This is a genomic window from Rhodococcus sp. MEB032 (genome assembly GCF_030208925.1).
Lineage (GTDB): Bacteria > Actinomycetota > Actinomycetes > Mycobacteriales > Mycobacteriaceae > Rhodococcus_F > Rhodococcus_F qingshengii.
The window spans coordinates 72,858-97,811 of sequence record NZ_JARVSY010000020.1; the positions used below are offsets into that span (position 1 = coordinate 72,858).

Genomic DNA, 24,954 nt, shown 5'->3' on the forward strand with positions numbered 1-24,954 from the left:
AGTCAGGCCGGGCACACGCTTCCGTTACTGGGCAGGGAGGCGTCGCTGAGGTAGAGGCGCATCGCCTGTTGAGCGCAGGTGGATTGTGCCGCGGGGTGACCCGCACCTTGCCAGTCCAGAGTTGCGAAGCGCGATCCTGCATTGGTCACGACGCCGGTGACGGTCGAGAGTCCGGAGTTCCCGACGGCCGGGTCACCCTGACCGCTCAGCACGAGGACTGGGGGCTTCAACTGATTCGGCAGGGGAGAGTTGGCGGTCGACGGCCAGCTGGCGCACGCCAGCAACCCGAGCGCGGCTTCTTGCCCGAACACCGGATAGTTGGTGCCCCACGTGTTCGCAAGCTCGCGCGCACGCCCGATGCCCGGCCATTGCATGCCGTCGGTGCATCGTCCGATGAACTGGCCGTCGCCGTCCACCTCGTTCTCCGCCCGGGCGGCGCGCTCTCGAATCGGTGAAGCGTTGCCGGTACCGAGCGCGGACAGAGCGTCGGACAGTGAGCGGGTCTCCTGCTCACGGTTGGTTCCGGCAGTCCACAGGCTCGCCGAAATCGCGTTCGACACCGCAGCGGCGGACAGCGGCTGGAATTCATCGGCTCGAGCGCGCTCCATCAAGTCCGTGACCGATTTCTTCGGATCAGGTCCGAGCGAGCACCCCAGCGCCACACATCGCTGAGCGAATGCCGCCAATGCCGCTTCCTCGCCCTGCACGCGGCTTTCGGCCTCGGTCGCAGCGTCGGTGGCCACCGGAGCGGGAGAATCGAGGATCAATCTCGCGAGGTTGTTCGGGTGGGCTGCCGCATAGCTCAGCGCGATGTCCGAGCCGGACCCTGCAGACCACAGAGCGATGGTCTCGACGCCCCACCGTGTACGTAGAGCGTCGATGTCCTCGGCTGCGGAGTCGGCGCCGAACTTCAGTTCTTGAGGGTCGAGGTAGTCCGTGCAGGCAATGGTGGCGTCGTGACCGAGAGCGGCGACCGCGTCGGCGGCGTCACCGGTGGAATCCGCGTCGAACTGGCCCAGATCGTGAAGGCCACGCCGAATTTCCGGCGTCATGCAGTCGATTGCTGTGGACCTGTCGATTCCGCGTCGATCGAGGGCAACCACGGGATGTTCGGCGAGAACCGTGTTCAAGCCGGATGCGGCGAGCATGGCCAGAGAGTTTCCCGACGAACGATCGGTGCCCGATGTGAACACGATCGGATACGCGTCGGCAGGCGTCGACGAGGTCCGAGCGCGGGTCAAGCCGGCAGTGAAGTTGCCGTCGATGGCGCCGGTCACGTCGATGGGGGCATTGAATTCCGCGCATTCGAGAATGACGCCGGCGCTCGACGCCGCGAGAGCCTGGTCGGCGAGTGACGTGCCGGTGCAGTCTCGCCACGGTATGTCATCGGTCGGGACGCCAGGGTCGACCGGCGGCGCATCGGGCGACGGTCCCTCGCTCTGGGCAGGGCTGCCGTCGGTGCGGCCTTCGACCGCGACGGCGGGCCGAAGCGACGGACCGGCGCCGCACGCACAACACGTCGCGAGGACGACGGCCATCAAAGCAACTCTGCGCATGCCGACCAGAGTGCCAGGTTCACCGAAGTGGCTGCTGACGAACCCATCGAGTGAGGATCGTGCCGTCCGTATCACCGAGAATGTGCGCGGGACGCATGGCGGTGGGCATTGCGTTGGGGGAGAGTGAGATTCGGCCGACTTTGCTCCCCACCAGTTGAGGTGACGTGGTGATGCAGAGTTCGTCGACGGCATTGTCCTCGATCAACTGCCCGAAAAGTGACGGTCCGCCCTCGCACAGCACGCGACGGAGCTTGCGAGCCGACAAGGCCCTGTCGATGTCGCCGCTGGTGACGTTCGGTGAGTCCGTCACCTCCACCTGCGCTCCGGCAGATCTCAGCGCCGAAATTGCCGCGGAGTCCGCGTCGCGACCGACAACAAGGATCGGTGGAACTTCGGTATCGCGAAGGAGTCGGCTTTCGGGGTCGATCGACGCGTGCGCCGAGACGACGAGGATCGGTGGGACCGGAGCGAGGCCGCTCGCCTTTCGTCGCGCCCGGGCTTCGTCCGAGACCTGCACACCCCCGTAGTTCTCGGCTCGCGCTGTGCCTGCGCCGACGAGGACGACGTCACAGAGTTCGCGCAAGATCCCGAATACCGACTTGTCGGCCGGTGTGCCCAGTCCATGGCTCACTCCGTCGACGGAGACGCACCCGTCGATGCTGGAAACGAAGTTCACGCGCATCCAGGGTTGCGAGAGGTTCTCCGGATAGGCGTACAAGCCGCGAAGTTCGTCTTCGTGGCCTGGTGTGAAGTAGGTCGCAATATCCATACGGTGCACATGAGAGATCACATCACGTAGATACCCTTGACGGATGCATGAACGTCTTGTCGATCGCAGCCCGGTGGTACCCGCCGATCAACTGGTAGCTCAAATGGTGCCTCCCGCAATGTTCGACGAGGTGAGTTTTGCCTCCTACATTCCTGATCCGAAGGAACCGAGCCAGGCAGCTGCTGTCGCCAAGGCCGAGGAATTCTCCAAGCGCGTCACCAAGATCCGTAGTGGTGGACGCCGCGGACTGTTCGGCAAGAAGACCCAGGCGACCGGCGCCGGCCTGTACCTCGACGGCGGGTTCGGTGTCGGTAAGACTCACTTGCTGGCGTCGATCTTCCACAGCGTTCCGTCGCCGAAGGCTTTCGGAACCTTCGTCGAGCTGACACACGTCGTCGGCGCTCTCGGCTTCAACAAGGCGGTCGAAGCGCTCGCCGACCACAGCGTTCTCTGCATCGACGAGTTCGAGCTCGACGATCCGGGCGACACCATGCTCGTATCCCGCCTCCTTTCGGAGCTTTCCGCGCGCGGCGTGTCCATCGTCGCGACGTCGAACACGCTTCCGGGCCAGCTCGGGGAGGGTCGCTTCGCCGCCCAGGACTTCCTGCGCGAGATCAAGAAGCTCGGCTCGATCTTCGAGACGATTCGCGTCGACGGCCCCGACTACCGTCACCGCGATCTCCCGCCCGCACCCGAGCCCATCTCCTCGGAGGAGTTGGTTTCTCGGGCCGACGCCATCGACGGCGCCACGCTCGACAACTTCGACGAGCTGTGCAAGCACCTCAGCACCCTGCACCCGTCGCGGTACAACAAGCTGGTCGAGGGTGTGAAGGCCGTGTTCATCGACGGTGTCCACCCGGCAACGGATCAGTCCGTTGCACTGCGCATCGTGGTTCTCGCCGACCGCCTGTACGACGCGAGCATCCCGGTCACCGTTTCCGGCGCACGCCTCGACGAGATCTTCACCCCCGAGATGCTCGCCGGTGGGTACAAGAAGAAGTACTTGCGCGCGACCTCGCGCCTGCTCGCACTTTCTCGTTTCGAGGTCGCGGCCGGCTAGTCTGCACGCCTGTCAGCTGACGGGGCGCTCCATCACGAAATCGTGGTGGAGTTGTGCGCCCACGAGGAAAGTCTTCGTGCCGACCTGTGTGAAACCGTGCTTTGCGTAGAACTTCTGGGCGCGCAGGTTCTCCTGATTGACGCCCAGCCAGATCCCGGCACTTCCGCTGCGTCGTGCGTGGTCGACAACCGCGTCCATCAAGGATGCTGCCGCGCCGGTCCCGTGGTTACCCGGAAGCACGTACAACTTGCTCAGTTCCGTTGTCGGGCGAAGTGTCACAGCAGCTTTGACGTCCGGGTCGGAGGGCTCGTCGTCGACAAGCATCGCGTAGCCGACGATCGAACCGTCGCGAATGACCTTGAGAACGGTTCGCGTCGGATCGGTCAGGTACTCGGAGAACTTGTCGACCGAGAGAACGTTGTCGATGAAGGCACTGATGTCGTCGTCGGATGCGTCCGGCGGACACGCCAGTGGAAATGTCACCGCTGCCACGTCGGCTATTGCTTCGGAATCCCAGATCCCGGCCCGGTCAACGGTGATCGTCACGTCAGTTTCTGCCTCTCGTGCACACAATTCGGTCGATCAAGTACACCACTTTCCTCGGGCGCAATGCTCAAGCGGCGTTCTCGGCGACCGGAGTTGTGGCTCGTTTCGGTGCGAACGCGGGAGCAAGAACTATCAAGATCGCGCAGAACGCCAGCGGAATCAGGAACCCGATTCGAAGGTCACTGAAGGCGGCGACCGCGCCGACGATGCCGCCGCCGACGACTGTGCCGACGTAGTTGAAGAGGTTGATGCGTGCGATCACCGCATCGACCTGATCCGGGGGAGCCATCCTGCCGGCAGCGCTGAAGCAGATCGGAGCGATCACCGGTACCCCGAGCCCGACGATGAGGAACCCGGCGATGGCAACGGCGGGAGATTGCGCGAGGACGACAACTGTCATACCGACTACGCCGATGAGAGAGCCGATCCGCACGACGGTCGTCTCACCGAATTTCCCGACCCAGTAGTCCCCGGTCAGTCGTGCGACAAGTGCCGCGATCTGATACGCCGCCACGGAAAGGGCAGCGGTCCCGGCGTCGGCGAGCAGTTCGTCCTTGACGTACAGAGTCGACCAGTTTCCGACGCTGAAGTCGACCGCGTAGAACAATGCCATCGCGACGCCGAGGAGGACGAAGGCGCGGGTGGGTACCGCGAATTTCGCGGTGCTCGTGATGTTTGCCTCGGCAACCGGAGACTCGGACCGATCGAGTAGTTGCGGGCCGAAGGTCAGAAGCATCAGTCCGACAACAACTCCCGCGATCACCTGCGTGACGCGGATCGAAATGTCGAGGCCTGCGGTAGCAGAGATGAACAGGGCGCCGACAATCGCTCCGACGCTCCAGGAAGCATGGAACGAGGAGAGGATGAAGCGGCCCTTGGCGTGTTGGATCGAGACTGCCTGCATGTTGGCGGCCGCGTCGACCATGCCGAGTCCGATGCCGTAGATCGCCAGGAAGACGAAGAACATCGCTGCGTTGGGCGCAATTCCGGTTGCCCCGCCGAAGACTGCGATGACGGCGAGCCCAGTTCGCAGGGTCATCTTGCTCGACGTTCTCACGGCCAGCATCTCGGCGAGCACGCTGCCGAGCCCGGCGATGACGGACACGGTGACAACCGCAACCACAACCAGTGTCTCGCTCAGCTCGAACAAGTCCTTGTACTGCGGCAGCTGCGTCAGAATGGCGGCGAGCAGAAATCCTTGAAGTCCGAAGGCCACCGAAGTGGCGATCCGAGCCCTCGTCAGGGTGCGGGTGTTATCCGTCATCAAGCAGGGCCTTTGTCTCGTTCGTTCGGTTAGGCCGAACGGTACTGGATCTTGATACTGGTCGAGTGTCCAACAAAGCTGCGTGTTTTGCACGGTTCTTTGATTAACTGACCGACATGACTCGGCAGCCGACACCAGAATTTCCGACTTCCTTCGTCTGGGGAACCGCCACTGCGGCCTATCAAATCGAAGGAGCAGTGGCCGAAGACGGTCGCGGACCGTCGATCTGGGACGAGTTCTGTGACCGTCCCGGTGTTGTCGTCGGGGGCGACACCGGGACGGTCGCTGCCGATCATTATCACCGCTGGGAGTCGGACATCGAGCTGATGAATCAGCTCGGGCTCGACGCTTATCGGCTGTCTCTGTCGTGGTCGCGCATTCTGCCCACCGGATCGGGGGCAGTGAATACGAAGGGGCTCGACTTCTACGACCGCCTGATCGACCGACTGTGTTCGGCGGGAATTACTGCCGCTGTCACGCTCTTTCACTGGGATCTGCCCCTTGCCTTGCAGGAGCAGGGCGGCTGGATGAACCGCGACACCTCGTATCGGCTGGGGGAGTATGCGCAGTTCGTCGGCGAGCGGCTGTCGGATCGGGTCGGAATGTGGATGCCGCTCAACGAACCAGTTGTGCACACGCTTTACGGGCATGCCCTCGGAGTTCACGCCCCCGGACTGGCCTTGGGGTTCGAGGCTTTCCAAGCCGCACATTACCAGCTGCTCGGGCATGGCCTCGCTGTCGAAGCGCTTCGGGCAACCGGATGCACGAACATCGGAATCGCCTCGAACCATGCTCCGGTGCGTGCCGCTTCGGATTCGCCGGAAGACGTGATGGCTGCCGACATCTACGACCACGTCGTCAATTGGATGTTCGCCGACCCGGTTCTGGTCGGGAAGTACCCGGCCGACGAATTCGCTCAGCTGCTCAGCGGTCCTGTCGACGAGGACTTGAAAATCATCGGGGCGCCGCTCGACTGGTACGGGATCAACTACTACGAGCCGACGATGATTGCTGCTCCGGTGGAAGGCCAGGGGACCGAAGGTGTGCTCGAAGTCGACCTGCCCCCGGGCCTGCCCTTTGCCCCTGTCGCGATTACCGGTTATCCCACAACCGATTTCGGTTGGCCGATCGTTCCCGAGGGGCTGGGCGAGATCTTGCGGACGTTCCACGCCCGCTTCGGTGACGCACTGCCGCCGATCTACATCACCGAAAGCGGATGTTCATTCCACGACGCCCCGGATGCCGCAGGCGTCGTCGACGACGAAGCACGAATCGACTACCACGATGCGCACCTTCGCGCCCTCCGATCGGCAATGGACGACGGTGTCGACGTCCGCGGTTATTTTGTGTGGTCACTTCTCGACAACTTCGAATGGGCTGCGGGATACAAGGAGCGTTTCGGCCTGGTGCACGTCGATTTCGACACCCAGAAGCGCACTCCGAAGACCTCGTTCGAGTGGTATCGCGCCCTCATCGCCGAGCACAAAGCGGCTCAGGTCTGACCTGTGCGGAGGCGGTCTGGGTTGCATTCTCGAACCGGGCCGCCTAGCCTCGTCTCTCATGAAGCGAATTCTCGTAGTAAGCCGCCGTAGCGGGGTCTGAATCGGACCGACCCCTCGCTGCGGGTCGTCTTGCTACCAGTTGGTCCTCCACTTCATTCCAGGAAGACCACGATCATGACTTACAACTTCGCTTTCGCTTCTGATTCTTCTTCTGCTGCTGATCCCTTCGCGGCGCGTCACGGCAAATCTCTGCCCGCTGGCTTGCGCGCCGAATGCTCAGCGATGTCGTGGACCGAGTTCGAGTCCACGTATGCGGCTATGAGCGGCCCGATCCGTCTGGGTGCGTGGTCCTCCGAGAAGATTGCGCCGGGTCGTTGGGCCTTCGAAGCGACTCTCGGTCTGGGGGAGCGTATCCAGAAAGCGTCCGCCACCTCGACCGGCGCGATCTCGGCCATGACGTCGATGCTGCACGACGCGGGAATCTCGCTCGAGATCCTGTCTTTCCATCAGCACCAGATCGGCCACCGCACTGCGACGTTCATCTTCACCGAGTGCGACGGCCGTCGGAGCTGGGCGATGGGTATTGCGGAGTCGTCGACGGAGTCCTCGCTGCGCGCGATGACTTCGGCAGCGAACCGCTTCTCTCACTGAGCAGTTACAACAATCTGATCAGCTACATCAACCGCAGTACTGACGTGGATTCCCGAGGGGGCTTGCGTCAGTACTGCGGCCCGTGTGTTCGGCGCTCGAACGCAAAAAGCCGGAACCCTGAGGTTCCGGCTTCTTGCATTCTCAAATGGTGCGCGATACTGGGATTGAACCAGTGACCTCTTCCGTGTCAGGGAAGCGCTCTCCCGCTGAGCTAATCGCGCGGGTTCTGGAGAAAAATGGAGCGGACGACGGGATTCGAACCCGCGACCCCAACCTTGGCAAGGTTGTGCGCTACCAGCTGCGCCACGTCCGCATGAGCAATGAACTCCGTTACCGGAACTCAGTACTTTTCTAACTTATCAGACCTGCAAGCAGGTCTTGACCATCAGGCCCTAGGGCCTGACGTGGTGCGCGATACTGGGATTGAACCAGTGACCTCTTCCGTGTCAGGGAAGCGCTCTCCCGCTGAGCTAATCGCGCGAGGTGGAGACGGGAATCGAACCCGTGTGCACGGCTTTGCAGGCCGTTGCCTCACCACTCGGCCACTCCACCGTAAAAGGTTGAGTCACACCTCTCGAGCGGACGACGGGATTCGAACCCGCGACCCCAACCTTGGCAAGGTTGTGCGCTACCAGCTGCGCCACGTCCGCATCGCACCGTGTTGATTGGGGAGCTGCTCGCTCTCCTCGGTGCGTTGGAAACATTAGCCGACCGTGTCGGATACACACAAATCACCAGCTCAGTGGCGTGTTCGGAGTCGAATCGGCCCGTTGCGCGCGTTGCAACTGTCCGTCTTGGCGATGAATACGGTCTGAAATCAGTTCGAATTCGTAGATTTCGGGGTCGCCTGGAGCAAAACGAATGCCAACCTGGTGATTCGTATTCATCGCGCAGCCGTGTTAATGTTCCAACTCGTTCGAGCGCATGCGTTCGGATGACTTACGGTCCCGTGGCTCAGTGGGAGAGCGTCCGCTTCACACGCGGAAGGTCGCTGGTTCGATCCCAGCCGGGACCACAGAAAAACACTGAAGGCGTTCCCGATCATCGGGGACGCCTTCAGTCGTTTGAGAGCACAGCTGGTCGAGGGCACAGCTGTTCGAGGGCACGGTTATTTCGGCATGCAGACCGTCGTCGCAGGTCGCCGGGCGACGATTTCGGTAGCCTGGTCGAAGAGACATTTCGCGACCGAAAAGGTGACTGCTTTGAGTACCGAAAAGGTCGATTCTTCCGTCGACGATTCAGACCTGTCCGTCTTCCAGGACGCAGAGTCCCGCTGGGAGCGGTGGCGCGCGGGAATCGCCGCGCGGCCCACCCTCAATCTTGCGTACCGCATCGGCGTCGGAGTCGTGGGCACGATCGTGTTCGCCGCCGGCATCGTGGCTATTCCGTACCCCGGGCCCGGTTGGCTCATCGTTTTCGCCGGCCTCGGCATCCTGGCGTCGGAGTTCGCGTGGGCACACCGACTCCTTCATTTCGCGAAGGCTCGATACGACCGGTTCATGGAATGGTTCGGCAAGCAGTCGCTGTTCGTCAAAGGGTTGGGCGTTCTGTTCACCACAGTGATCGTCTTGGCGACTTTGTGGGTGCTCGGCACTTTCGGCCTGATCGGGACATGGGTGGGCCTGGACTACTCGTGGCTCGAGTCGCCGCTGTGAGTTGAACGCGGCCCGGTTTCCTTCACTCGGTTGTCTCACCATGTCGGTAGGGCCGATAACATGATCGTGCGCGTGCTCGCAGTGGGTACGACGCCTGTCTAACTTGTCGCAATACCTTTAGGAGCACATCGCCGTGACCAGTCCCGCGCCAGAGCACTCAGCCGCCCCACTTCGGGTGCCCGCGGGGACGACCGCCGGGACTGCAGTGCGCGAAGCCGGATACCCCACGAAGGGGCCCGACGTGATCGTCGTTGTCCGCGATGGCGAGGGAACGCTCAAGGATCTGTCGTGGACACCTGAGGTCGATGTCGACGTCGAGCCGGTGGCAGCATCCACCGAGGACGGCCGCAGCGTCATCCGGCACTCCGCGGCCCACGTCCTCGCGCAGGCGGTTCAGAAAGAATTCCCCGACGCGAAGCTCGGCATCGGTCCGCCGATCAAGGACGGCTTCTACTACGACTTCGCGGTGGACCGCCCGTTCACTCCGGAAGATCTGGCCAAGCTCGAAAAGCGTATGAAGCAGATCATCAAGGGATCACAGCGCTTTTCGCGTCGAGTGGTCGATTCGATCGAGGACGCTCGGGTCGAGTTGGCCGACGAGCCGTTCAAGCTCGAATTGATCGACGACAAGTCCGGTATCGACGATCCCGAGATCATGGAGGTGGGCGGCAACGAGCTGACCATCTACGACAATCTCGATCCTCGTACCGGCGACAAGATCTGGTCCGATCTGTGCCGCGGCCCGCACATTCCGACCACCAAGCACATCCCGGCCTTCAAGTTGACCCGAAGCTCCGCCGCCTACTGGCGTGGCAACCAGGACAACGCCGATCTTCAGCGTGTCTACGGCACCGCGTGGGAGTCCACCGAGGCTCAGGACGAATACCTCGAACTGCTCGCCGAGGCCGAGCGTCGTGATCACCGCAAGCTCGGTACCGAACTGGACCTCTTCAGCTTCCCCGACGAGCTCGGTTCGGGTCTGCCGGTGTTCCATCCCAAGGGCGGCATCATCCGCACCGAGATGGAGAACTACTCGCGCAGCCGCCACATCGAGGCGGGCTACGAGTTCGTCAACACTCCGCACATCACCAAGGGGCATCTGTACGAGGTTTCCGGTCACCTCGACTGGTACCGCGACGGCATGTTCCCGGCGATGCACGTCGACGAGGAACTGAACGAGGACGGCACCGTGCGCAAGCCGGGCCAGGACTACTACCTCAAGCCGATGAACTGCCCGATGCACAACCTGATCTTCCGTGCTCGCGGACGCTCGTACCGTGAATTGCCGTTGCGGCTCTTCGAATTCGGCTCGGTCTACCGCTACGAGAAGTCCGGCGTCATCCACGGCCTGACCCGCGTGCGCGGCATGACCCAGGACGACGCTCACATCTACTGCACCCGTGAGCAGATGCGCGACGAGCTGACCACCACCCTGCAGTTCGTTCTGAACCTGCTCAAGGACTACGGCCTCGACGACTTCTACCTCGAACTGTCCACCAAAAACCCGGACAAGTTCGTCGGTAGCGACGACGTCTGGGAAGAGGCGACCGCAACGCTCGCCGAGGTCGGCGAAGCTTCCGGCCTGACTCTGGTGCCGGATCCGGGCGGAGCCGCGTTCTACGGTCCCAAGATCTCCGTTCAGGTCAAGGACGCACTCGGCCGCACCTGGCAGATGTCGACCATCCAGCTCGACTTCAACCTGCCCGAGCGGTTCGAGCTCGAATACACCGGCAACGACGGCGTCAAGACTCGTCCGGTCATGATCCACCGCGCGCTGTTCGGCTCGATCGAGCGGTTCTTCGGTGTCCTGACCGAGCACTACGCGGGCGCGTTCCCGGCGTGGCTGGCGCCGGTGCAGGTCGTCGGAATCCCGGTGGCCGAGGCGTTCGCCGATCACCTGTTCGACGTCACGAAGAAGCTCAAGGCAGCCGGTGTTCGCGCCGAGGTCGACTTCAGTGACGACCGTATGCAGAAGAAGATCCGTAACCACACCACGCAAAAGGTCCCGTTCATGCTCCTCGCGGGCGAGCGTGACGTGGAGGCCGGCGCGGTCAGCTTCCGTTTCCGTGACGGCACGCAGATCAACGGCATTCCCGTCGACGACGCCGTCCGGATCATCACCGAGTGGATCGGCCGCCGCGAGAACGCCTCGCCGACAGCCGAACTGGTGCAGCCAAGCGTGGCGCAGTGAGCGCCCCCGGTGACGACGGTCCGGGTTCGCTGATCGACCACGGCGTCGGTGACCCTGACCATTTGCAGCGCATTTGGTCGCCGCATCGGATGTCGTACATCACCGAGGCGCCCAACACCCCGGGCACGACAGGTGAACCGTTCATCGACATTCCGAAGATGTCGGACGAAGAAGGACTGATCGTTGCCCGCGGTGAGCATGTCTATGCGGTTCTGAACCTGTATCCGTACAACCCGGGGCACCTGATGGTGGTTCCGTACCGCAAGGTCGCGGCACTCGAAGACCTGACGCCGGAGGAGAGCGCCGAGTTGATGGCGTTCACCCAGCAGGCGTTGCGGGTGATCAAGAGCGTGTCGAATCCTCACGGATTCAACGTCGGCCTGAATCTCGGTGCCGCTGCGGGCGGTTCGCTGTCCGAGCACCTTCACCAACACGTAGTGCCACGTTGGGGCGGCGACGCCAACTTCATCACCGTGCTCGGTGGGGTCAAGGTGATGCCGCAATTGCTGCGGGAGACCAGGGGACTACTCGCCGGTGCCTGGCAACAATAGGTTGACGCATCCGGCTTCATGGCAGGATGCATTGCTGCAACGAGTTCCGAACCGGAACTCACGACGGGGAGGGTTCCTGCGGTGTTGAGCTTCTTCGGGCGCGCATCGGTGTCCAAGGTGACGGCACCTATGGGGAAGGCGCTGGTCAAGACCGGTCTGACGCCGGACTCGGTGACGGTGATCGGCACGGTGGCAAGCGTCGCCGGTGCGGTGACGCTGTTTCCGTCCGGACATCTGTTCTGGGGAACCATGTTCATCTGGTTCTTCGTCATGTTCGACATGCTCGACGGCGCAATGGCTCGTGCTCGCGGCGGCGGAACGCGGTACGGGGCGGTACTGGACGCGACCTGCGACCGCGTCGCCGACGGCGCGATTTTTGCCGGCCTGGCCTGGTGGGCGGTCTACCACGAGAACAGCAAGTGGCTGCTCGTCGCGACGCTCATCTGCCTCGTCACCTCGCAGGTCATCTCGTACGCGAAGGCGCGCGCGGAGGCGAGCGGGCTGACTGCGGACGGCGGGTGGATCGAGCGCCCGGACCGATTGATCATCGTGTTGGTCGGATCCGGCCTGACGGGTATGGGTCTTCCGTGGGCAATCCACATCGCGATGTGGGTACTTGCCGCCGGAAGCATCGTGACGGTCTTCCAGCGAGTGCTCGCGGTGCGCAATTCCCCTGGCGCTCGGGAACTTCTGCCGATCGCCCCGGCCGCATCGACGGTCGAAGGTGCGCCGGACACGGACGGCGAGGCAGAGAAATGAGCTTTGCCGAGCGTGCAACCGACCTGGGATACGCCGCGGGTTGGCGGCTGGTGAGAAGCCTGCCGGAATCGGTGGCGGTCAAGCTGTTCGACGCCGGAGCGGATTTCGCGGTACGCAAGGGCGGACCCGAACAACTCAGGAAGAACCTCGCGAGAGTTCTGGGCACGACGCCGGAGCAAGTTCCGGATCAGTTGATCAAGGATTCGATGCGCTCGTACGCCCGGTATTGGCGTGAGGCGTTTCGTCTTCCGTCGATGGACCTGGTCGCGACAGGTAAGGCGCTGCATGCGCTGGTCGAGGGCCAGGAGCATCTGGAAAAGGCAATGGCTGCAGGTCATGGCGCGGTATTGGCGCTGCCTCACAGCGGTAATTGGGACATGGCCGGCGTGTGGTGCGTTCAGCAGTGGGGCGGGTTGACCTCCGTTGCCGAGCGGCTCAAGCCCGAATCCCTGTACGAACGGTTCGTCGACTATCGCGAGAGTCTCGGCTTCGAGATCTTCCCGCTCAGCGGCGGGGAGCATCCACCGTTCGTCGAACTCTCCAAGCATCTGCGTGAGAACAAGATCGTGTGCCTGTTGGGGGAGCGCGATCTGGCGAAGAAGGGTGTGCCAGTCACCTTCTTCGGCGAACCTACTCGGATGCCCGCGGGCCCGGCGAAGCTCGCGATCGACACCGGCGCGCCGCTACTTCCGGTCCACTGCTGGTTCACACCCGACGGATGGGGTTTCAAGATCGACCCACCGATCGACGTATCCGGCGGAGTCGGCCCGGCCACGCAAGCACTTGCCGACCGTTTCGCGGTCAACATCGCAGCGCACCCCGCTGACTGGCACATGCTTCAACCGCTGTGGCGCTCGGACCTTTCCGAATCGCGGCTCGCCCGCATGGAGGGTGAATGAAAATCGGCATGATCTGCCCGTACTCCTTCGACGTCCCCGGCGGCGTCCAGGCGCACGTGGTGGATCTGGCCGAGGTGCTGATCGAACGTGGTCACAAAGTGAGTGTGCTTGCGCCGTCGTCCGATGACGACGAGTTGCCGGATTTTGTGGTTTCCGCAGGTAAAGCCGTCGCGATTCCCTACAACGGTTCTGTTGCGCGGTTGTCTTTCGGCCCGACGGCGAACAACCGCCTCCGCAAGTTCATCGCGGAAGGTGACTTCGACGTTCTACATATCCACGAACCCAATGCGCCGAGTCTGTCCATGCTCGCGTTGCGCATCGCGGAAGGCCCGATCGTCGCCACCTTCCACACGTCGACCACGAAGTCGTTGGTGCTGAGCACGTTTCAGGGTGTCTTGGCTCCGTATCTCGAGAAGATCAGCGGCCGGATCGCAGTCTCGGAGTTGGCGCGTCGTTGGCAGGTCGAGTCTCTCGGATCCGACGCGGTCGAGATCCCCAACGGCGTCGATGTCGCAGCGTTTGCCGAGGCCGACATGTTGCCCGGCTATCCGCGCGAGGGTGGAACCATTCTGTTCCTCGGGCGCTACGACGAACCGCGCAAGGGGATGGCCGTCCTCCTCGGTGCACTGCCGGAGTTGGTCGAGCGTCATCCTGATCTCGAGGTGATCGTGGTCGGACGCGGCGACGAGGAAAAACTCCGCAAAGAGGCGGGCAAGTACTTCAAGCATCTCCGACTGCTCGGGCAGGTCAGTGACGAGGAGAAAGCGTCGGCGCTTCGCAGTGTGGACGTCTACTGCGCGCCCAATCTCGGCGGTGAGAGCTTCGGGATCGTGCTGGTCGAGGCCATGGCGGCCGGTACCGCCGTCGTCGCGAGTGAGTTGGACGCCTTCCGTCGTGTTCTTCGCGACGGCCAGGCCGGCTTGCTGGTCCCCATCGGGAACTCCGATGCCCTGGCCGAGGCAATCGATTCCGTTCTCGGTGACCCGGATCGACGACGCGCGCTGGTCAACACCGCGACAAGTGTTGTCGCCGAATACGACTGGCCGGTGGTGGCCGAACAGATCCTGCGTGTCTACGAGACCGTCACGGTTGGCGGCACCGGCGTACGCGTGGTGGGGTCATGACCTTCTCCGCTCTGACGATCTTCATTCTCGGGCTCGTCGCTGCCGTCGTCCTGGTCGTCGGACTGTGGGCGTACGGGACGGCGAACCGACTCGATCGACTGCATGTGCGTTCGGATCAGTCGTGGTTGGCGCTCGATGCGGCTCTGTCCCGTCGTGCCGCGGTTGTCCGCGCGGCGGCTGTGGACATGAGAGCCGACGACGCCCGCAGATTCGTCACCTTGGCGGACGCCGCCGAACGTGCGGATCGTCAGGATCGCGAGCTTGCCGAGAACCGGCTGTCCAATGCTCTCGCTGCCTACGGCACGACGTCGCTGCGACCTCAACTGGTGGCCGAGTTGGCCGATGCCGAGGCGAGGGTCCTGATCGCTCGGCGGTTCCACAACGACGCGGTGCGCGACACTCTCGCGTTGCGTACGCGTCGACTTGTTCGCTGGCTGCACCTCGGGGGAACGGCACCGCTACCTCAGTACTTCGAGATATCGGAGCGCACGACCGCGGCGGCGGTGCCCGAGGGCATCACCGTGGATACGTCACGGACCTCTGCCCGCGTGGTGATGCTGGACGAGGAAGATCGGGTGCTGCTGTTGCGCGGGCACGATCCCAAGATCCCGAACACTTACTTCTGGTTCACCGTCGGCGGCGGGCTCGAACGCGGCGAACATCTGCGAGCGGCCGCGGTTCGTGAGATCGAGGAGGAAACGGGGTTCAAGGTAGCGCCGGAGAATCTGCGAGGTCCGCTTTGGCGTCGGGTGGCGATCTTCCCGTTCGACGGTGAGCTGATCCGTTCGGAAGAGCTGTTCTTTGCTACGCGCACTCACGGCTTCGAGCCGGTCTTCCAAGGCCACACGGAATTGGAACAGCGTGCCATCACCGGCCATCGCTGGTGCAGCGCCGAAGAGATCCGCCGGCTGGCCAAGTCCGGTGAGCCCGTCTACCCGTTGGATCTGGCAAACCTCCTGGTGGAGGCCGCGACGATTGCGGACGGTTCCGAGGATCCGGAAGTGCGTTCCATCCGCTGATCGTTCGGTCGTTCAGTGCTCGCGGGCAGTTTAAGGCCAGCAATGGCAAATTGGATACGGAATCGAAGGCCGGTTCGTCCTAGAGTTCTGGCCAGAGGCCTCCGCGCGAATGAACTCGTGTGTTCGCCGTGCCTTGTTTCTTTCGTCACGCCACTACTGCAGGAGTTTGCTGTGAGCACCCCCGACTCTGCCCCCACCACCGCCATCGGCACCGCCCGCGTCAAGCGCGGCATGGCTGAAATGCTCAAGGGCGGTGTGATCATGGACGTGGTCACCGCTGAGCAGGCCAAGATCGCCGAAGACGCCGGCGCCGTCGCCGTCATGGCACTCGAGCGGGTCCCCGCAGACATTCGCGCACAGGGCGGCGTCTCGCGCATGAGTGACCCGGACATGATCGACAGCATCATCTCCACCGTCAGCATCCCCGTCATGGCGAAGGCACGCATCGGTCACTTCGTCGAAGCGCAGATCCTGCAGAGCCTCGGCGTCGACTACATCGACGAGTCCGAGGTCCTGACCCCGGCCGACTACGCCAACCACATCGACAAGTGGAAGTTCACCGCTCCCTTCGTCTGTGGCGCCACCAACCTCGGCGAAGCGCTCCGTCGCATCAACGAAGGCGCGGCCATGATCCGCTCGAAGGGTGAAGCAGGCACCGGAGACGTCTCCAACGCCACCACCCACATGCGCACCATCCGCGGCGAGATCCGCCGGTTGACCTCGCTGAGCGAAGACGAACTGTACGTAGCCGCCAAGGAACTGCAGGCCCCCTACGAACTGGTCGTCGAGGTCGCCAAGGCCGGCAAGCTGCCGGTCACCATGTTCACCGCCGGCGGCATCGCCACCCCGGCAGACGCTGCCATGATGATGCAGCTCGGCGCCGAGGGCGTCTTCGTCGGATCGGGCATCTTCAAGTCCGGCAATCCGAAGCAGCGCGCCGAGGCAATCGTCAAGGCCACCACGTTCTACGACGACCCGGACGTGCTCGCCAAGGTCTCGCGCGGACTCGGCGAGGCAATGGTCGGCATCAACGTCGACGACCTGCCTGTCGGACACCGCCTCGCAGAGCGCGGTTGGTGACAGCAGGTTCGACGACCGGGCCCAGTGCCTGAAAGTCCTCACAGACGAAGGGGCGGCGGTTGCGTTGGCAACCGCCGCCCCTTCGGGGTGTGGCAGACCGATCAGATGCTGTCCGATACCTCGAACACGAACTCGACCTCGACGGCACTGTTTCGGGGTAGTTCGGCGACGCCGATCGCTGAGCGGGCGTGTTGTCCAGCCGAACCGAAGATCTCGGCCAGCAGGTCGGACGCACCGTTGATCACCTGGGGTTGCTGCGAAAATCCCGATCCGGAAGCAACAAATCCAACGACCTTGACGACCCGAACGATGCGATCGAGCCCGACTAAGGCATCGACTGCCGCGAGTCCGTTGAGAGTGCACAACCGCGCCGCCTGGGCGGCGTCTTCGACGGAGACGCCCTCGCCCAACTTACCGATGCACGTCGTAGTGCCGTCGACGAGCGGCAATTGCCCCGACGTGTAGACGTATGACCCCGTCTGAACGGCGGGGAGGTATGAGCCTGCGGGGGTGGCAACAGGCGGGAGCGTCAGGTCGAGTGCGGCGAGTCGTGCGGTCCAGGTACTTGCGTCGTTCATCGGTTCCTCAATGGGTTCTTTTGTCCGGGAATGGTGTTCGAGTCTGTCATCGTCGGTGTCTGCAAGTCCAAGTCGTATTTGCGCCCACCCCATCACTTTTGGTGATATTGGCCGTGGATTTTCGGTCAATCGGGATTGTTCGGACTGATTCCTGGAAATCATGGATATCGAACGTACATTCGAATAATGTTGAGGAATGTTCGATGACGGAGTAGGAAGTTCGGGTACCGCAGCGCAGCTGTCCGGTGCTGAATCCGACTGCGCCCTCATCGATCTCATCGCCGATCTGCATGCGCGCGAATCGATGCTCGTGGAACGGAAACTGGCTGCCATTGCCGAGTTTTTCGAGCGTCGCAGCGCTGACCACACTGATAACGGTGCTTGGTCGTCTACCGCTCACGAACTGGCTGAGGCCGAGCTCGGCGCGGCATTGACCATGGGCCGTGCCGCAGCGGGAAAGTTGATCGGTCTCGGCTTTTCTCTCAAGACTCGCCTCCATCGCACGCGTGCCGCAATGGCGCGCGGAGAACTGGATCTGTATCGGGTCGGATTGATCGACTCCGCTACGGCCAACGTAGCCGACGATTTGATCGACGAGGTGGAACGGCAACTCCTCGAAAAGATCTCGGCGCCACCGATGCCTGGCGGTACCGGCTTGACGGGTCGCCGATTGACAGCGGCTATCGACCGGATCGTCGCCGTGGTGGATCCCGAGGGAATACGCGAACGTCGACGCCGCGCCCTGGCTGATCGGTTCGTGGGTGTGAGCGCTGCCGAGGACGGAATGGCGCGGATATTGGGGAGTATTCCGGCGGAGGAAGCACGGGCTTTCGACCGTCGGTTGCGGGAGTTGGCAATGTCGGTGTGTCGACACGATTCCCGTAAGTACGAGCAACGACGAGCTGACGCATTGGGAGCGTTGGTATCCGGGTCGACGATTCTGCCGTGCGATTGCGGCCGGGACGAGTGCCCACAAGATCGAAGCGGGATTGTGGTGGTGCGTCGGCCGTTGGTTCACGTGGTCATGCTGGAATCAACGCTTCAGGGCGGTGACGCACCAGGTGCAGACGAACCCGCTCACCTCGACGGTTATGGAGTGATCAGTGCAGAGCATGCGCGTGACATCGCCGCGGGTGCGCTGATTCGGAAGGTGAAGGTACCAGCCGATGCCGCGCTCGAGTCTTCCGGTGAGGGCGAGCCAGTACCTCCGCCCGTTGTTCCTTCGGCGTCGGTCTACCGCCCCGGCGCTGTCCTCGACACCTGGGTGCGGGTGATCGCAGGAAGCTGCCAGTGGTTGCACTGCGATGTCGCTGCATGGAATTCAGATCTTGATCACACTAAGCCCTTTGATCATCGCGATCCCACTTGTGGTGGAAAGACCGTGGCGTCGAATCTGAGTGCGTATTGTCGAAACCATCACCGCCTCAAGCATTCCGGTCAGTGGTTGCATATCTCGAACCCGGACCGGAGTGTCATGCTGACCTCGCCGACCGGACATTGCTACCGAACTAGGCCGTCAGGTCTGCTGGCGGGAATGCTCGAGCCTGTGCTGCCCGAGGGTGGTCGGCGTCGGCGCACACGTCTGGAGAACAAGGCCGCACGTGTGTGGGGGGAACGCCGGCGTCAGCGGATACGGATGCACCGGCGGATGAAGAAGGCACAGAGGAGGACCTTCGACGGCGGAGACGATCCACCGCCATTCTGAGTCGATGCGCCCCGTCGCTCAGTGTTTTCGGATGCCCACTTTGGTGGCCGGGGGTGCGTCAGGCATTGTGTGAAGGTCGGTAGACGTCGGTACACGGGAAGATGTGGAGCATCGATGGCGAGGATCGAAGAAATTCTGGAGTTGGAACGCCTCGAGCGGGACATCTTTCGAGGAATCATCGCGGAGACCACCCTGACCCGCACTTTCGGCGGCCAGGTCGCCGGACAGGCATTGGTGTCGGCGGTACGCACGGTCGATCCGGCCTACTCGGTTCATTCGTTGCACGGATATTTCCTGCGTCCGGGAAATCCGATGGAGCCGACGGTTTTTCTGGTTGATCGTGTTCGGGACGGTCGATCGTTCGCGACCCGCTTGGTCACCGGAATTCAAGACGGGCAAGCCATTTTCACGATGTCGGCGTCCTTCCACGTCCAAGACGAAGGCATCGAGCACCAGGACGAGATGCCACCCGTTCCTGACCCCGAGACCTTGGCCATCGCCCAGGATTCGGAGGATCCCGAGACTGCGTGGCTGGCGCGTGAGTGGTCCGATTGGGACCTTCGAATGGTGCCGAAGGCCGACATCGACAAACGTCCGGGCGCTGCCGCGCAGCAGCAAGTGTGGTTCCGTTCCCGCGAGGCACTCCCGGACGACCCGGTATTTCACGTGTGCACGCTTGCCTACATGAGCGACATGACGCTGCTCGGATCTTCTCGCGGCCCCCACATGGACGTGGCCATGCAAAGCGCTTCGCTCGATCACGCCATGTGGTTCCTGCGGCCGTTCCGCGCCGACGAGTGGCTGTTGTACGACCAGACGTCGCCGTCAGCGGGCTTCGGTCGCGCACTGACGCAGGGACGAATCTTCGACAGCCGAGGAAATATGGTTGCTGCAGTCGTCCAGGAGGGTCTGACCAGGTTGTATCGCCCGAAGTGAGGTCGGCCGACGTGAGATCAATCGCAGTGAGACCTTCACTGGCGAGACCGCACCGCAGGCCGGGCCGGATGGTCGTATCTGACCTCGAAATCGACCTCCTCGGACACTTCTGATCGGTGTTCGAGGAGTGCCTCGACGGTCCACAGATCTGCCTCCGGTGTGTGCCGCCGCATGGCAGGTTCGCTCATGTCCAGGCGGACGCTGACGTCGAACTCCAGCCCGCGCCCGAGCAACATCGGACCGGCGATCACGATGACCGCGCGCTCATGGACGGGGATACGGGTCGAACGAGCCGATCGATCGGTGGGTTCGTCCCAGAGTTTCGGCAAGAACGCCCGTTTGGTGCGGGCTGCGGTGATCACTTCACGATCGAGTGCCCGATAGTCGAACCAGATAGTGCGGTAACTCAGCGCATCCTCGTGGCCGAACTCGTATCGCAGCGAAGCCGGCCGTACGTAGTCGTGCAGTGACACAACAGCACTCGGCCTGTCGCGCGACTCGAGGGCGGTGCCAACCAGATCCGCGAGCCGAGACGGCTGTGCACAATCAGGTCCGTCGATCGCTACTACCGCCACCGACGGAAACGATCCGCTAAGCGTTGCAATCTGCTCGGCCAAGGCGAGGGGACTGGACGGGATGAATGTACTCACGCCCACCATGGTGCCGTGCCCGCTCGCCGAGGCGATATTGTGAACCGTCATCGCGCCCAGTGCGGCGGTCTATGTTTTCGGAGGACTCATGGTTGGTATCGAGGAGATCCTCGCGCTCGAACACCTGGAGAAGGACATCTTCCGTGGTGCGGTCCATCCCACCGCACTTCAACGGACGTTCGGCGGGCAGGTTGCCGGGCAGTCGTTGGTTTCTGCCGTGAGCACCGTTGACGAGAGCTACCACGTGCACTCGTTGCACGGATATTTCCTGCGCCCGGGCAATCCGAAGATTCCGACGGTCTACCTGGTGGACCGCATCCGCGACGGGCGCTCGTTCTGCACCCGCCGGGTGAATGCAGTTCAGGACGGCAAGACGATCTTCACGATGTCGGCCTCGTTCCACGTCGACGACGAAGGTATCGAGCACCAGGACCGGATGCCCTCCGTTCCGGCGCCGGAGGACTTGCCGGACGCGCAGACCGTTCCGAAGTTGGCTGAATCGCAGTTCTATCAGGAGTGGAAGAACTGGGACATCAGAATTGTGCCCGCTGAGCAGAGCGCGTCAGCGCCGGATCTCGCTGCGCAACAACGCGTGTGGATGCGCTACCGCGAGGCTCTGCCGGATCGTCCGCTGCTGCACATCTGCACCCTCGCGTACCTCAGTGACATGACCCTGCTCGGAACTTCCAAAGTCCCGCACCGCGGCGTGAAGACGCAGACTGCTTCGCTCGATCACGCGATGTGGTTCCTGCGTCCGTTCCGGGCCGACGAGTGGTTGCTCTACGACCAGACGTCGCCGTCGGCAGGTTTTGGTCGCGCGCTCACTCAGGGGCGTATCTACGATCGCGATGGCAACATGGTGGCAGCGGTGGTTCAGGAGGGTTTGACGCGTCTCGAACGCGAACCCGACAGCCATGAGAGCAAGAACAGCCGTGAGAACAAGACAGGAACTGTGTGATGACGCGTCCGTTGATCGGTGTACTCGCCCTCCAAGGTGATGTTCGCGAACACCTTGCCGCACTCGATGATTCGGGAGCGGATGCGGTGGGTATCCGGCGCCCGGAGGAACTCGACAAGGTCGACGGCATCGTGATCCCCGGTGGCGAATCCACCACGATGAGCCGGCTTCTGCAGGTATTCGAGCTGCTGGAACCGCTTCGTGAGCGACTCCGCGGCGGGCTGCCGGCCTACGGATCGTGTGCGGGCATGATTCTGCTGGCGAGCGAGGTACTAGACACCCGGCCGGACGCCGAGCATCTCGGCGCCATCGACATGACGGTGCGCCGCAACGCTTTCGGTCGGCAGGTCGATTCTTTCGAGTCCGACCTGGAGTTCGAGGGCATCATCGGTGATCCCATTCGCGCCGTCTTCATCCGCGCGCCGTGGGTGGAGCGAGTTGGGCCGGGCGTTGAGGTCCTTGCGCAGGTTCCCGCCGCCGCGGGGGAGGCCGCAGGCCGGATCGTCGCGGTTCGGCAGGGCTCGGTGATCGCCACTTCTTTCCATCCCGAGGTTACCGGGGACCGTCGAGTGCACGAGATGTTCGTCGATCTGGTTCGCGGATAACTGGAGTAGTCAGCCTCGGCCGAACCTACAGCTCCAGTTCGCGGGCAAGGATCGCCGCCTGGACGCGTGAGGTGAGGTGCAACTTCGACAGAACTCGCGACACGTGCGACTTCACCGTCGGAGCACCGACTCCGAGTTCACGCGACAGTTCGGCGTTGGACATACCCGTCCCCAACAGCGCGAGGACCTCGCGTTCACGGTCGGTGAGCTCGCTCAATCCCAGCGGTTCGGTGGGTTTGGGTGCGCGCTGCACGAACTCGCCGATCAGTGCACGCGCCGCACGAGGAGCGAGCACTGCATCTCCGGCTGCGACATTGCGGATAGCGCGGGTCAGTTCGTCCGCTGTCGCAGTCTTGAGCAGGAATCCCGACGCACCGGCGCGCAGGGCCGCGAAGACGTATTCGTCGAGGTCGAAGGTGGTCAACACCAGAACCCGGCTGCGGGTCGTCCCGATGATCTGACGCGTCGCCTCGATGCCGTCGGTGCCTGGCATCCGGATGTCCATCAGCACGACGTCGGGTTGATGCGTGCGGGTGACGGTGATCGCCGACGCTCCGTCACCGGCTTCTGCAACGACATCGATGTCGTCGTGCTGCCGCAGGATCATCGCCAGGCCGGAGCGGATCGCGGCGTGGTCGTCGACCAGGGCGACGGTGATCACCGATCCGTTCCGTTCGGCGCGGGGACCGGTATCTGTGCGCATACCGTCCATTCTCCGTCGACCGGAAGTGCGTCGAGTGAACCGCCCAGCAGTTCGGCGCGGTGACGCATGTTTGCAAGTCCGTGCGTTCCCGCCCGAAAACTGGATGTGTCGCGACCGACGGGGTTTCGGATCTCGATCTGTAATGCATTGTGCTGGAGAGAGATCGACATCGAGATCGGTGCACCAGGCGCATGCTTGAGCGCATTGGTCAACGCCTCCTGGGTGATCCGGTACGCCGTGTGATCGACCACGCTCGGCAGGTCGGCAGTATCGATGTCGATCGCAACGTGCACCGCGGCGCCGGCTGCCCGAACTGCATCCAGGACTACGGGTAACTCGGTCAGCCTCGGGGGAGAGGAACGCGGGTCCGGGGTCTCGTCGTCCCCGGCGTGGAGCAGTTCGATCATCGACCGCATCTCGGAAAGGCCCGCGAGACTACTTGATCTGATCGCCCCGATCATCTCCCGCAAACCGTCGTCGGGTTCACCCCGTTCAGCGGAGAGAGCTGAGGTGGACAGTGCCGCCTCCGAGTGGATGGCGATGGCGGAGAGGTGGCTTGCGATCACGTCGTGCAGATCGCGCGCCATGGTCGCGCGTTCGTGAGCGACCGCGGCCTCGCGGTCCAGAGCGGCGAGTGCTTCGTGGACTCTGGAACGCTCGCGTTCGGCCTCGGTCAGTTCGACTTGTCGACGGATGACCAGTGCCCACCACACCGGTGTACCGAAGAACAGTGCCGTCACGACGCCTGCCCCAGCCGCAGCGCGGACGTCCTGGGTGGACAGGTAGACGAGTGCGGTGAGCGCGGCAACCGTCACCGCGGTCAGAGAACACACCACTCGGCCCAGCCGCGCCGTCCCGTACAGAACTGCGGCGTAGGTGAGATCCGAGAGGACCAGCCACATCGGCAGAGTGGGTCCCAGGGCAGCGTCGACCGCGACGATGACGGCCCCCGCCGCCAAAGCTGTTGCCGGACGCACCCGCCGGAACGAGTCGATCGCACACAGCAGAGCCAGCATCCCGATCCGTACCCCGGCGGGAACGTCGGCGACACCTCCGACATCGGTCCACATTTGGTACAGGCCGACCAGGTAGAGGAGTACCCCGATCGCGAACAGGCCGAAAGCGATGAGCGGATCGTTCCACTTGCCGACACTCCGACTTCTGGTCACCACAGACTTATCAGAGCACATCGGGGCGTCTGACTTGTCATACCAAATGATGAGGTCGGCGTTGTTCCGATGGCTGATGTGCGGATTCGATAGAGAAGACAGGCTCGACGTATGAAAATTCGCTTCGAGTTGATGATCGGCATTCTCTTGGTCGTCGGTGGCGGCTGTCTGTGGCTGTTCGCGCGTGACGCCGAGTTCTTCTGGTTTCGCGGCGGACCACTCGGCGTGATCCTCGCGATCATCGGTGCCTTCGACATCGTGAATGCAGTCCGAACGAGGGAGACAGCGATACCCGAGCGCCGAAACGACTGAGGTGGAACTCGTCCTGCTCACCACGCTGGGCGGGCTCGCCCTGCTGGACAGTACGAGCATCGGAACATTGGTCGTCCCGGTCTGGATGTTGTTGATGCCGGGACGACCGCAGGTTCGCAGGCTACTGACGTATCTGGTGGTCATCACGACGTTCTATTTTGTTGTCGGGGTGGCCGTCTGGACGACGGCACGGGTAGGCATGCCAGTCGTCGCCCCGCTACTCGACACCCCCGCCGCCCGCGTTGCGCAGTTGATTCTCGGTATCGCGTTGTTCGCGTGGGGCTTTCGATTCGATTCCGAGAAGAGACGCACATCCGGTCAGGCCGATCGAACCCATGTTTGGCGAGAGCGGGTGCTCGGCTCGGCCAGTTCCGCGAGAAGTGTTGTACTTCTGGCGATTGCTGCCGGAACCGCCGAATTGGTGACGATGCTGCCCTACTTGGCGGCGATCGCGATGATCACCGCTGCTGGGCTGTCCTCATTCACGTCTGCGTCGATACTTGCCGGATACTGCCTGATCATGGCCACTCCGGCAGTCCTTCTGTTGTGTGGGCGGATCGTGGCCGGCGACCGACTGGACAAGCCGCTGCGCCGAGTGGACTCGCTGATGTCTCGCTACGGCGACAGCGCAATGGGTTGGGTATTCGGCATTGCCGGTTTCTACCTCGCCGGCAATGCCGCTGCCGTGTTGTTCGTGAATTGACGTTGTTCG

The 24,954-nt window shown here is 62.9% G+C and carries 25 protein-coding genes and 6 tRNA genes; 18 read left to right on the top strand and 13 right to left on the bottom strand.

The window, feature by feature from the left end:
* Positions 1 to 2: 2 nt before the first annotated feature.
* Both QRN54_RS20980 and QRN54_RS20985 read right to left on the bottom strand, forming a co-directional pair.
* Positions 3 to 1,556 carry an alpha/beta fold hydrolase gene (locus tag QRN54_RS20980; RefSeq protein WP_047269330.1) on the bottom strand — a complete coding sequence of 518 codons (1,554 nt, stop codon included), beginning with the start codon at positions 1,554 to 1,556 and terminating at the stop codon, positions 3 to 5.
* Positions 1,557 to 1,575: 19 nt separating this feature from the next.
* The gene (locus QRN54_RS20985; protein ID WP_047269329.1) at positions 1,576 to 2,325 is read right to left on the bottom strand and encodes a pyrimidine reductase family protein; all 750 of its coding nucleotides are present in this window, start codon (positions 2,323 to 2,325) and stop codon (positions 1,576 to 1,578) included.
* A 43-nt stretch (positions 2,326 to 2,368) separates the two neighbouring features.
* On the opposite strand from QRN54_RS20985, the gene zapE reads away from it, so the two are divergent.
* Positions 2,369 to 3,385 (top strand): cell division protein ZapE, encoded by a 1,017-nt coding sequence (zapE, locus tag QRN54_RS20990; protein ID WP_003942629.1) that lies wholly within the window; start codon positions 2,369 to 2,371, stop codon positions 3,383 to 3,385.
* Between the two features lie 12 nt (positions 3,386 to 3,397).
* On the opposite strand, the gene QRN54_RS20995 is transcribed toward zapE, so the two are convergent.
* Both QRN54_RS20995 and QRN54_RS21000 read right to left on the bottom strand, forming a co-directional pair.
* Positions 3,398 to 3,931, bottom strand: a complete 534-nt coding sequence (locus QRN54_RS20995) for a GNAT family N-acetyltransferase (protein ID WP_007732909.1) — start codon at positions 3,929 to 3,931, stop codon at positions 3,398 to 3,400.
* 67 nt (positions 3,932 to 3,998) lie between these two features.
* A complete protein-coding gene (locus QRN54_RS21000) occupies positions 3,999 to 5,195 on the bottom strand; it encodes an MFS transporter (protein ID WP_285183001.1) in 1,197 nt (398 codons plus the stop codon).
* A 116-nt stretch (positions 5,196 to 5,311) separates the two neighbouring features.
* On the opposite strand from QRN54_RS21000, the gene QRN54_RS21005 reads away from it, so the two are divergent.
* Positions 5,312 to 6,697 carry a GH1 family beta-glucosidase gene (locus tag QRN54_RS21005; protein ID WP_285183003.1) on the top strand — a complete coding sequence of 462 codons (1,386 nt, stop codon included), beginning with the start codon at positions 5,312 to 5,314 and terminating at the stop codon, positions 6,695 to 6,697.
* A 174-nt stretch (positions 6,698 to 6,871) separates the two neighbouring features.
* On the top strand, positions 6,872 to 7,348 hold the full coding sequence (locus tag QRN54_RS21010; RefSeq protein WP_042919911.1) for an alpha-isopropylmalate synthase regulatory domain-containing protein: 477 nt from the start codon (positions 6,872 to 6,874) through the stop codon (positions 7,346 to 7,348).
* Positions 7,349 to 7,494: 146 nt separating this feature from the next.
* Here QRN54_RS21010 and QRN54_RS21015 read toward each other — a convergent pair.
* The 5 genes from QRN54_RS21015 to QRN54_RS21035 form a co-directional block, all read right to left on the bottom strand.
* A tRNA-Val gene (locus QRN54_RS21015) sits at positions 7,495 to 7,569 on the bottom strand.
* A gap of 16 nt (positions 7,570 to 7,585) precedes the next feature.
* Positions 7,586 to 7,661, bottom strand: a tRNA-Gly gene (locus tag QRN54_RS21020).
* Positions 7,662 to 7,753: 92 nt separating this feature from the next.
* A tRNA-Val gene (locus tag QRN54_RS21025) sits at positions 7,754 to 7,828 on the bottom strand.
* A gap of 1 nt (position 7,829) precedes the next feature.
* Positions 7,830 to 7,900 (bottom strand) — tRNA-Cys (locus tag QRN54_RS21030).
* A gap of 25 nt (positions 7,901 to 7,925) precedes the next feature.
* Positions 7,926 to 7,998 (bottom strand) — tRNA-Gly (locus QRN54_RS21035).
* A 293-nt stretch (positions 7,999 to 8,291) separates the two neighbouring features.
* On the opposite strand from QRN54_RS21035, the gene QRN54_RS21040 reads away from it, so the two are divergent.
* The 9 genes from QRN54_RS21040 (at position 8,292) to pdxS (ending at position 16,626) form a co-directional block, all read left to right on the top strand.
* Positions 8,292 to 8,363, top strand: a tRNA-Val gene (locus QRN54_RS21040).
* Between the two features lie 187 nt (positions 8,364 to 8,550).
* A complete protein-coding gene (locus tag QRN54_RS21045) occupies positions 8,551 to 9,003 on the top strand; it encodes a TIGR02611 family protein (RefSeq protein WP_030536868.1) in 453 nt (150 codons plus the stop codon).
* Between the two features lie 133 nt (positions 9,004 to 9,136).
* Entirely contained in the window at positions 9,137 to 11,194 is a 2,058-nt protein-coding gene (thrS, locus tag QRN54_RS21050) for a threonine--tRNA ligase (protein ID WP_007732914.1), read from the top strand.
* The gene (locus QRN54_RS21055) at positions 11,191 to 11,745 is read left to right on the top strand and encodes an ATP adenylyltransferase (protein WP_003943307.1); all 555 of its coding nucleotides are present in this window, start codon (positions 11,191 to 11,193) and stop codon (positions 11,743 to 11,745) included. Before thrS ends, QRN54_RS21055 begins: the two co-directional genes overlap by 4 nt.
* Positions 11,746 to 11,826: 81 nt before the next feature.
* Positions 11,827 to 12,504, top strand: a complete 678-nt coding sequence (gene pgsA / locus QRN54_RS21060) for a phosphatidylinositol phosphate synthase (RefSeq protein WP_007732918.1) — start codon at positions 11,827 to 11,829, stop codon at positions 12,502 to 12,504.
* Positions 12,501 to 13,403, top strand: a complete 903-nt coding sequence (locus QRN54_RS21065; protein WP_030536867.1) for a phosphatidylinositol mannoside acyltransferase — start codon at positions 12,501 to 12,503, stop codon at positions 13,401 to 13,403. The genes pgsA and QRN54_RS21065 overlap by 4 nt, the downstream gene beginning before the upstream one ends.
* Positions 13,400 to 14,527 (top strand): glycosyltransferase family 4 protein, encoded by a 1,128-nt coding sequence (locus tag QRN54_RS21070; protein WP_047269325.1) that lies wholly within the window; start codon positions 13,400 to 13,402, stop codon positions 14,525 to 14,527. The genes QRN54_RS21065 and QRN54_RS21070 overlap by 4 nt, the downstream gene beginning before the upstream one ends.
* Positions 14,524 to 15,546: an NUDIX hydrolase gene (locus QRN54_RS21075; RefSeq protein ID WP_285183009.1), complete on the top strand. Its 1,023-nt coding sequence runs from the start codon at positions 14,524 to 14,526 to the stop codon at positions 15,544 to 15,546. The genes QRN54_RS21070 and QRN54_RS21075 overlap by 4 nt, the downstream gene beginning before the upstream one ends.
* Before the next feature lie 171 nt (positions 15,547 to 15,717).
* Positions 15,718 to 16,626 (top strand): pyridoxal 5'-phosphate synthase lyase subunit PdxS, encoded by a 909-nt coding sequence (pdxS, locus tag QRN54_RS21080; RefSeq protein ID WP_003943338.1) that lies wholly within the window; start codon positions 15,718 to 15,720, stop codon positions 16,624 to 16,626.
* A gap of 101 nt (positions 16,627 to 16,727) precedes the next feature.
* Here the strand turns inward: pdxS and QRN54_RS21085 are convergent, their stop codons facing one another.
* Entirely contained in the window at positions 16,728 to 17,204 is a 477-nt protein-coding gene (locus tag QRN54_RS21085) for a RidA family protein (protein ID WP_050656607.1), read from the bottom strand.
* Between the two features lie 196 nt (positions 17,205 to 17,400).
* On the opposite strand from QRN54_RS21085, the gene QRN54_RS21090 reads away from it, so the two are divergent.
* Both QRN54_RS21090 and QRN54_RS21095 read left to right on the top strand, forming a co-directional pair.
* Positions 17,401 to 18,909: an HNH endonuclease signature motif containing protein gene (locus QRN54_RS21090; protein ID WP_285183010.1), complete on the top strand. Its 1,509-nt coding sequence runs from the start codon at positions 17,401 to 17,403 to the stop codon at positions 18,907 to 18,909.
* 114 nt (positions 18,910 to 19,023) lie between these two features.
* Entirely contained in the window at positions 19,024 to 19,845 is an 822-nt protein-coding gene (locus QRN54_RS21095) for an acyl-CoA thioesterase (RefSeq protein ID WP_003943337.1), read from the top strand.
* A 35-nt stretch (positions 19,846 to 19,880) separates the two neighbouring features.
* On the opposite strand, the gene QRN54_RS21100 is transcribed toward QRN54_RS21095, so the two are convergent.
* The gene (locus tag QRN54_RS21100; protein WP_125052600.1) at positions 19,881 to 20,504 is read right to left on the bottom strand and encodes a nucleoside/nucleotide kinase family protein; all 624 of its coding nucleotides are present in this window, start codon (positions 20,502 to 20,504) and stop codon (positions 19,881 to 19,883) included.
* Between the two features lie 79 nt (positions 20,505 to 20,583).
* Here QRN54_RS21100 and tesB point away from each other — a divergent pair, with 79 nt between their 5' ends.
* A complete protein-coding gene (gene tesB / locus QRN54_RS21105; RefSeq protein ID WP_007732935.1) occupies positions 20,584 to 21,453 on the top strand; it encodes an acyl-CoA thioesterase II in 870 nt (289 codons plus the stop codon).
* Positions 21,453 to 22,058, top strand: coding sequence for a pyridoxal 5'-phosphate synthase glutaminase subunit PdxT (gene pdxT / locus QRN54_RS21110; protein ID WP_007732937.1), 606 nt, complete (start codon positions 21,453 to 21,455; stop codon positions 22,056 to 22,058). The genes tesB and pdxT overlap by 1 nt, the downstream gene beginning before the upstream one ends.
* 25 nt (positions 22,059 to 22,083) lie before the next feature.
* On the opposite strand, the gene QRN54_RS21115 is transcribed toward pdxT, so the two are convergent.
* Positions 22,084 to 22,761 carry a response regulator gene (locus QRN54_RS21115; protein WP_270007894.1) on the bottom strand — a complete coding sequence of 226 codons (678 nt, stop codon included), beginning with the start codon at positions 22,759 to 22,761 and terminating at the stop codon, positions 22,084 to 22,086.
* A complete protein-coding gene (locus QRN54_RS21120; RefSeq protein ID WP_285183011.1) occupies positions 22,716 to 23,933 on the bottom strand; it encodes a sensor histidine kinase in 1,218 nt (405 codons plus the stop codon). The genes QRN54_RS21115 and QRN54_RS21120 overlap by 46 nt, the downstream gene beginning before the upstream one ends.
* A gap of 108 nt (positions 23,934 to 24,041) precedes the next feature.
* Here QRN54_RS21120 and QRN54_RS21125 point away from each other — a divergent pair, with 108 nt between their 5' ends.
* Positions 24,042 to 24,242: a hypothetical protein gene (locus QRN54_RS21125; RefSeq protein WP_003943331.1), complete on the top strand. Its 201-nt coding sequence runs from the start codon at positions 24,042 to 24,044 to the stop codon at positions 24,240 to 24,242.
* A 1-nt stretch (position 24,243) separates the two neighbouring features.
* A complete protein-coding gene (locus tag QRN54_RS21130; RefSeq protein ID WP_285183012.1) occupies positions 24,244 to 24,945 on the top strand; it encodes a GAP family protein in 702 nt (233 codons plus the stop codon).
* Positions 24,946 to 24,954 lie beyond the last annotated feature (9 nt).

Coding starts and splice junctions, on each gene's coding strand:
- QRN54_RS20980 (WP_047269330.1), bottom strand. CDS start 1,556: ATGCGCAGAGTTGCTTTGATGGCCGTCGTCCTCGCGACGTGTTGTGCG.
- QRN54_RS20985 (WP_047269329.1), bottom strand. CDS start 2,325: ATGGATATTGCGACCTACTTCACACCAGGCCACGAAGACGAACTTCGC.
- zapE (WP_003942629.1), top strand. CDS start 2,369: ATGCATGAACGTCTTGTCGATCGCAGCCCGGTGGTACCCGCCGATCAA.
- QRN54_RS21000 (WP_285183001.1), bottom strand. CDS start 5,195: ATGACGGATAACACCCGCACCCTGACGAGGGCTCGGATCGCCACTTCG.
- QRN54_RS21005 (WP_285183003.1), top strand. CDS start 5,312: ATGACTCGGCAGCCGACACCAGAATTTCCGACTTCCTTCGTCTGGGGA.
- QRN54_RS21010 (WP_042919911.1), top strand. CDS start 6,872: ATGACTTACAACTTCGCTTTCGCTTCTGATTCTTCTTCTGCTGCTGAT.
- QRN54_RS21065 (WP_030536867.1), top strand. CDS start 12,501: ATGAGCTTTGCCGAGCGTGCAACCGACCTGGGATACGCCGCGGGTTGG.
- QRN54_RS21070 (WP_047269325.1), top strand. CDS start 13,400: ATGAAAATCGGCATGATCTGCCCGTACTCCTTCGACGTCCCCGGCGGC.
- QRN54_RS21075 (WP_285183009.1), top strand. CDS start 14,524: ATGACCTTCTCCGCTCTGACGATCTTCATTCTCGGGCTCGTCGCTGCC.
- QRN54_RS21085 (WP_050656607.1), bottom strand. CDS start 17,204: ATGAACGACGCAAGTACCTGGACCGCACGACTCGCCGCACTCGACCTG.
- QRN54_RS21090 (WP_285183010.1), top strand. CDS start 17,401: ATGTTCGATGACGGAGTAGGAAGTTCGGGTACCGCAGCGCAGCTGTCC.
- QRN54_RS21095 (WP_003943337.1), top strand. CDS start 19,024: ATGGCGAGGATCGAAGAAATTCTGGAGTTGGAACGCCTCGAGCGGGAC.
- QRN54_RS21100 (WP_125052600.1), bottom strand. CDS start 20,504: ATGGTGGGCGTGAGTACATTCATCCCGTCCAGTCCCCTCGCCTTGGCC.
- tesB (WP_007732935.1), top strand. CDS start 20,584: ATGGTTGGTATCGAGGAGATCCTCGCGCTCGAACACCTGGAGAAGGAC.
- pdxT (WP_007732937.1), top strand. CDS start 21,453: ATGACGCGTCCGTTGATCGGTGTACTCGCCCTCCAAGGTGATGTTCGC.
- QRN54_RS21115 (WP_270007894.1), bottom strand. CDS start 22,761: ATGCGCACAGATACCGGTCCCCGCGCCGAACGGAACGGATCGGTGATC.
- QRN54_RS21125 (WP_003943331.1), top strand. CDS start 24,042: ATGAAAATTCGCTTCGAGTTGATGATCGGCATTCTCTTGGTCGTCGGT.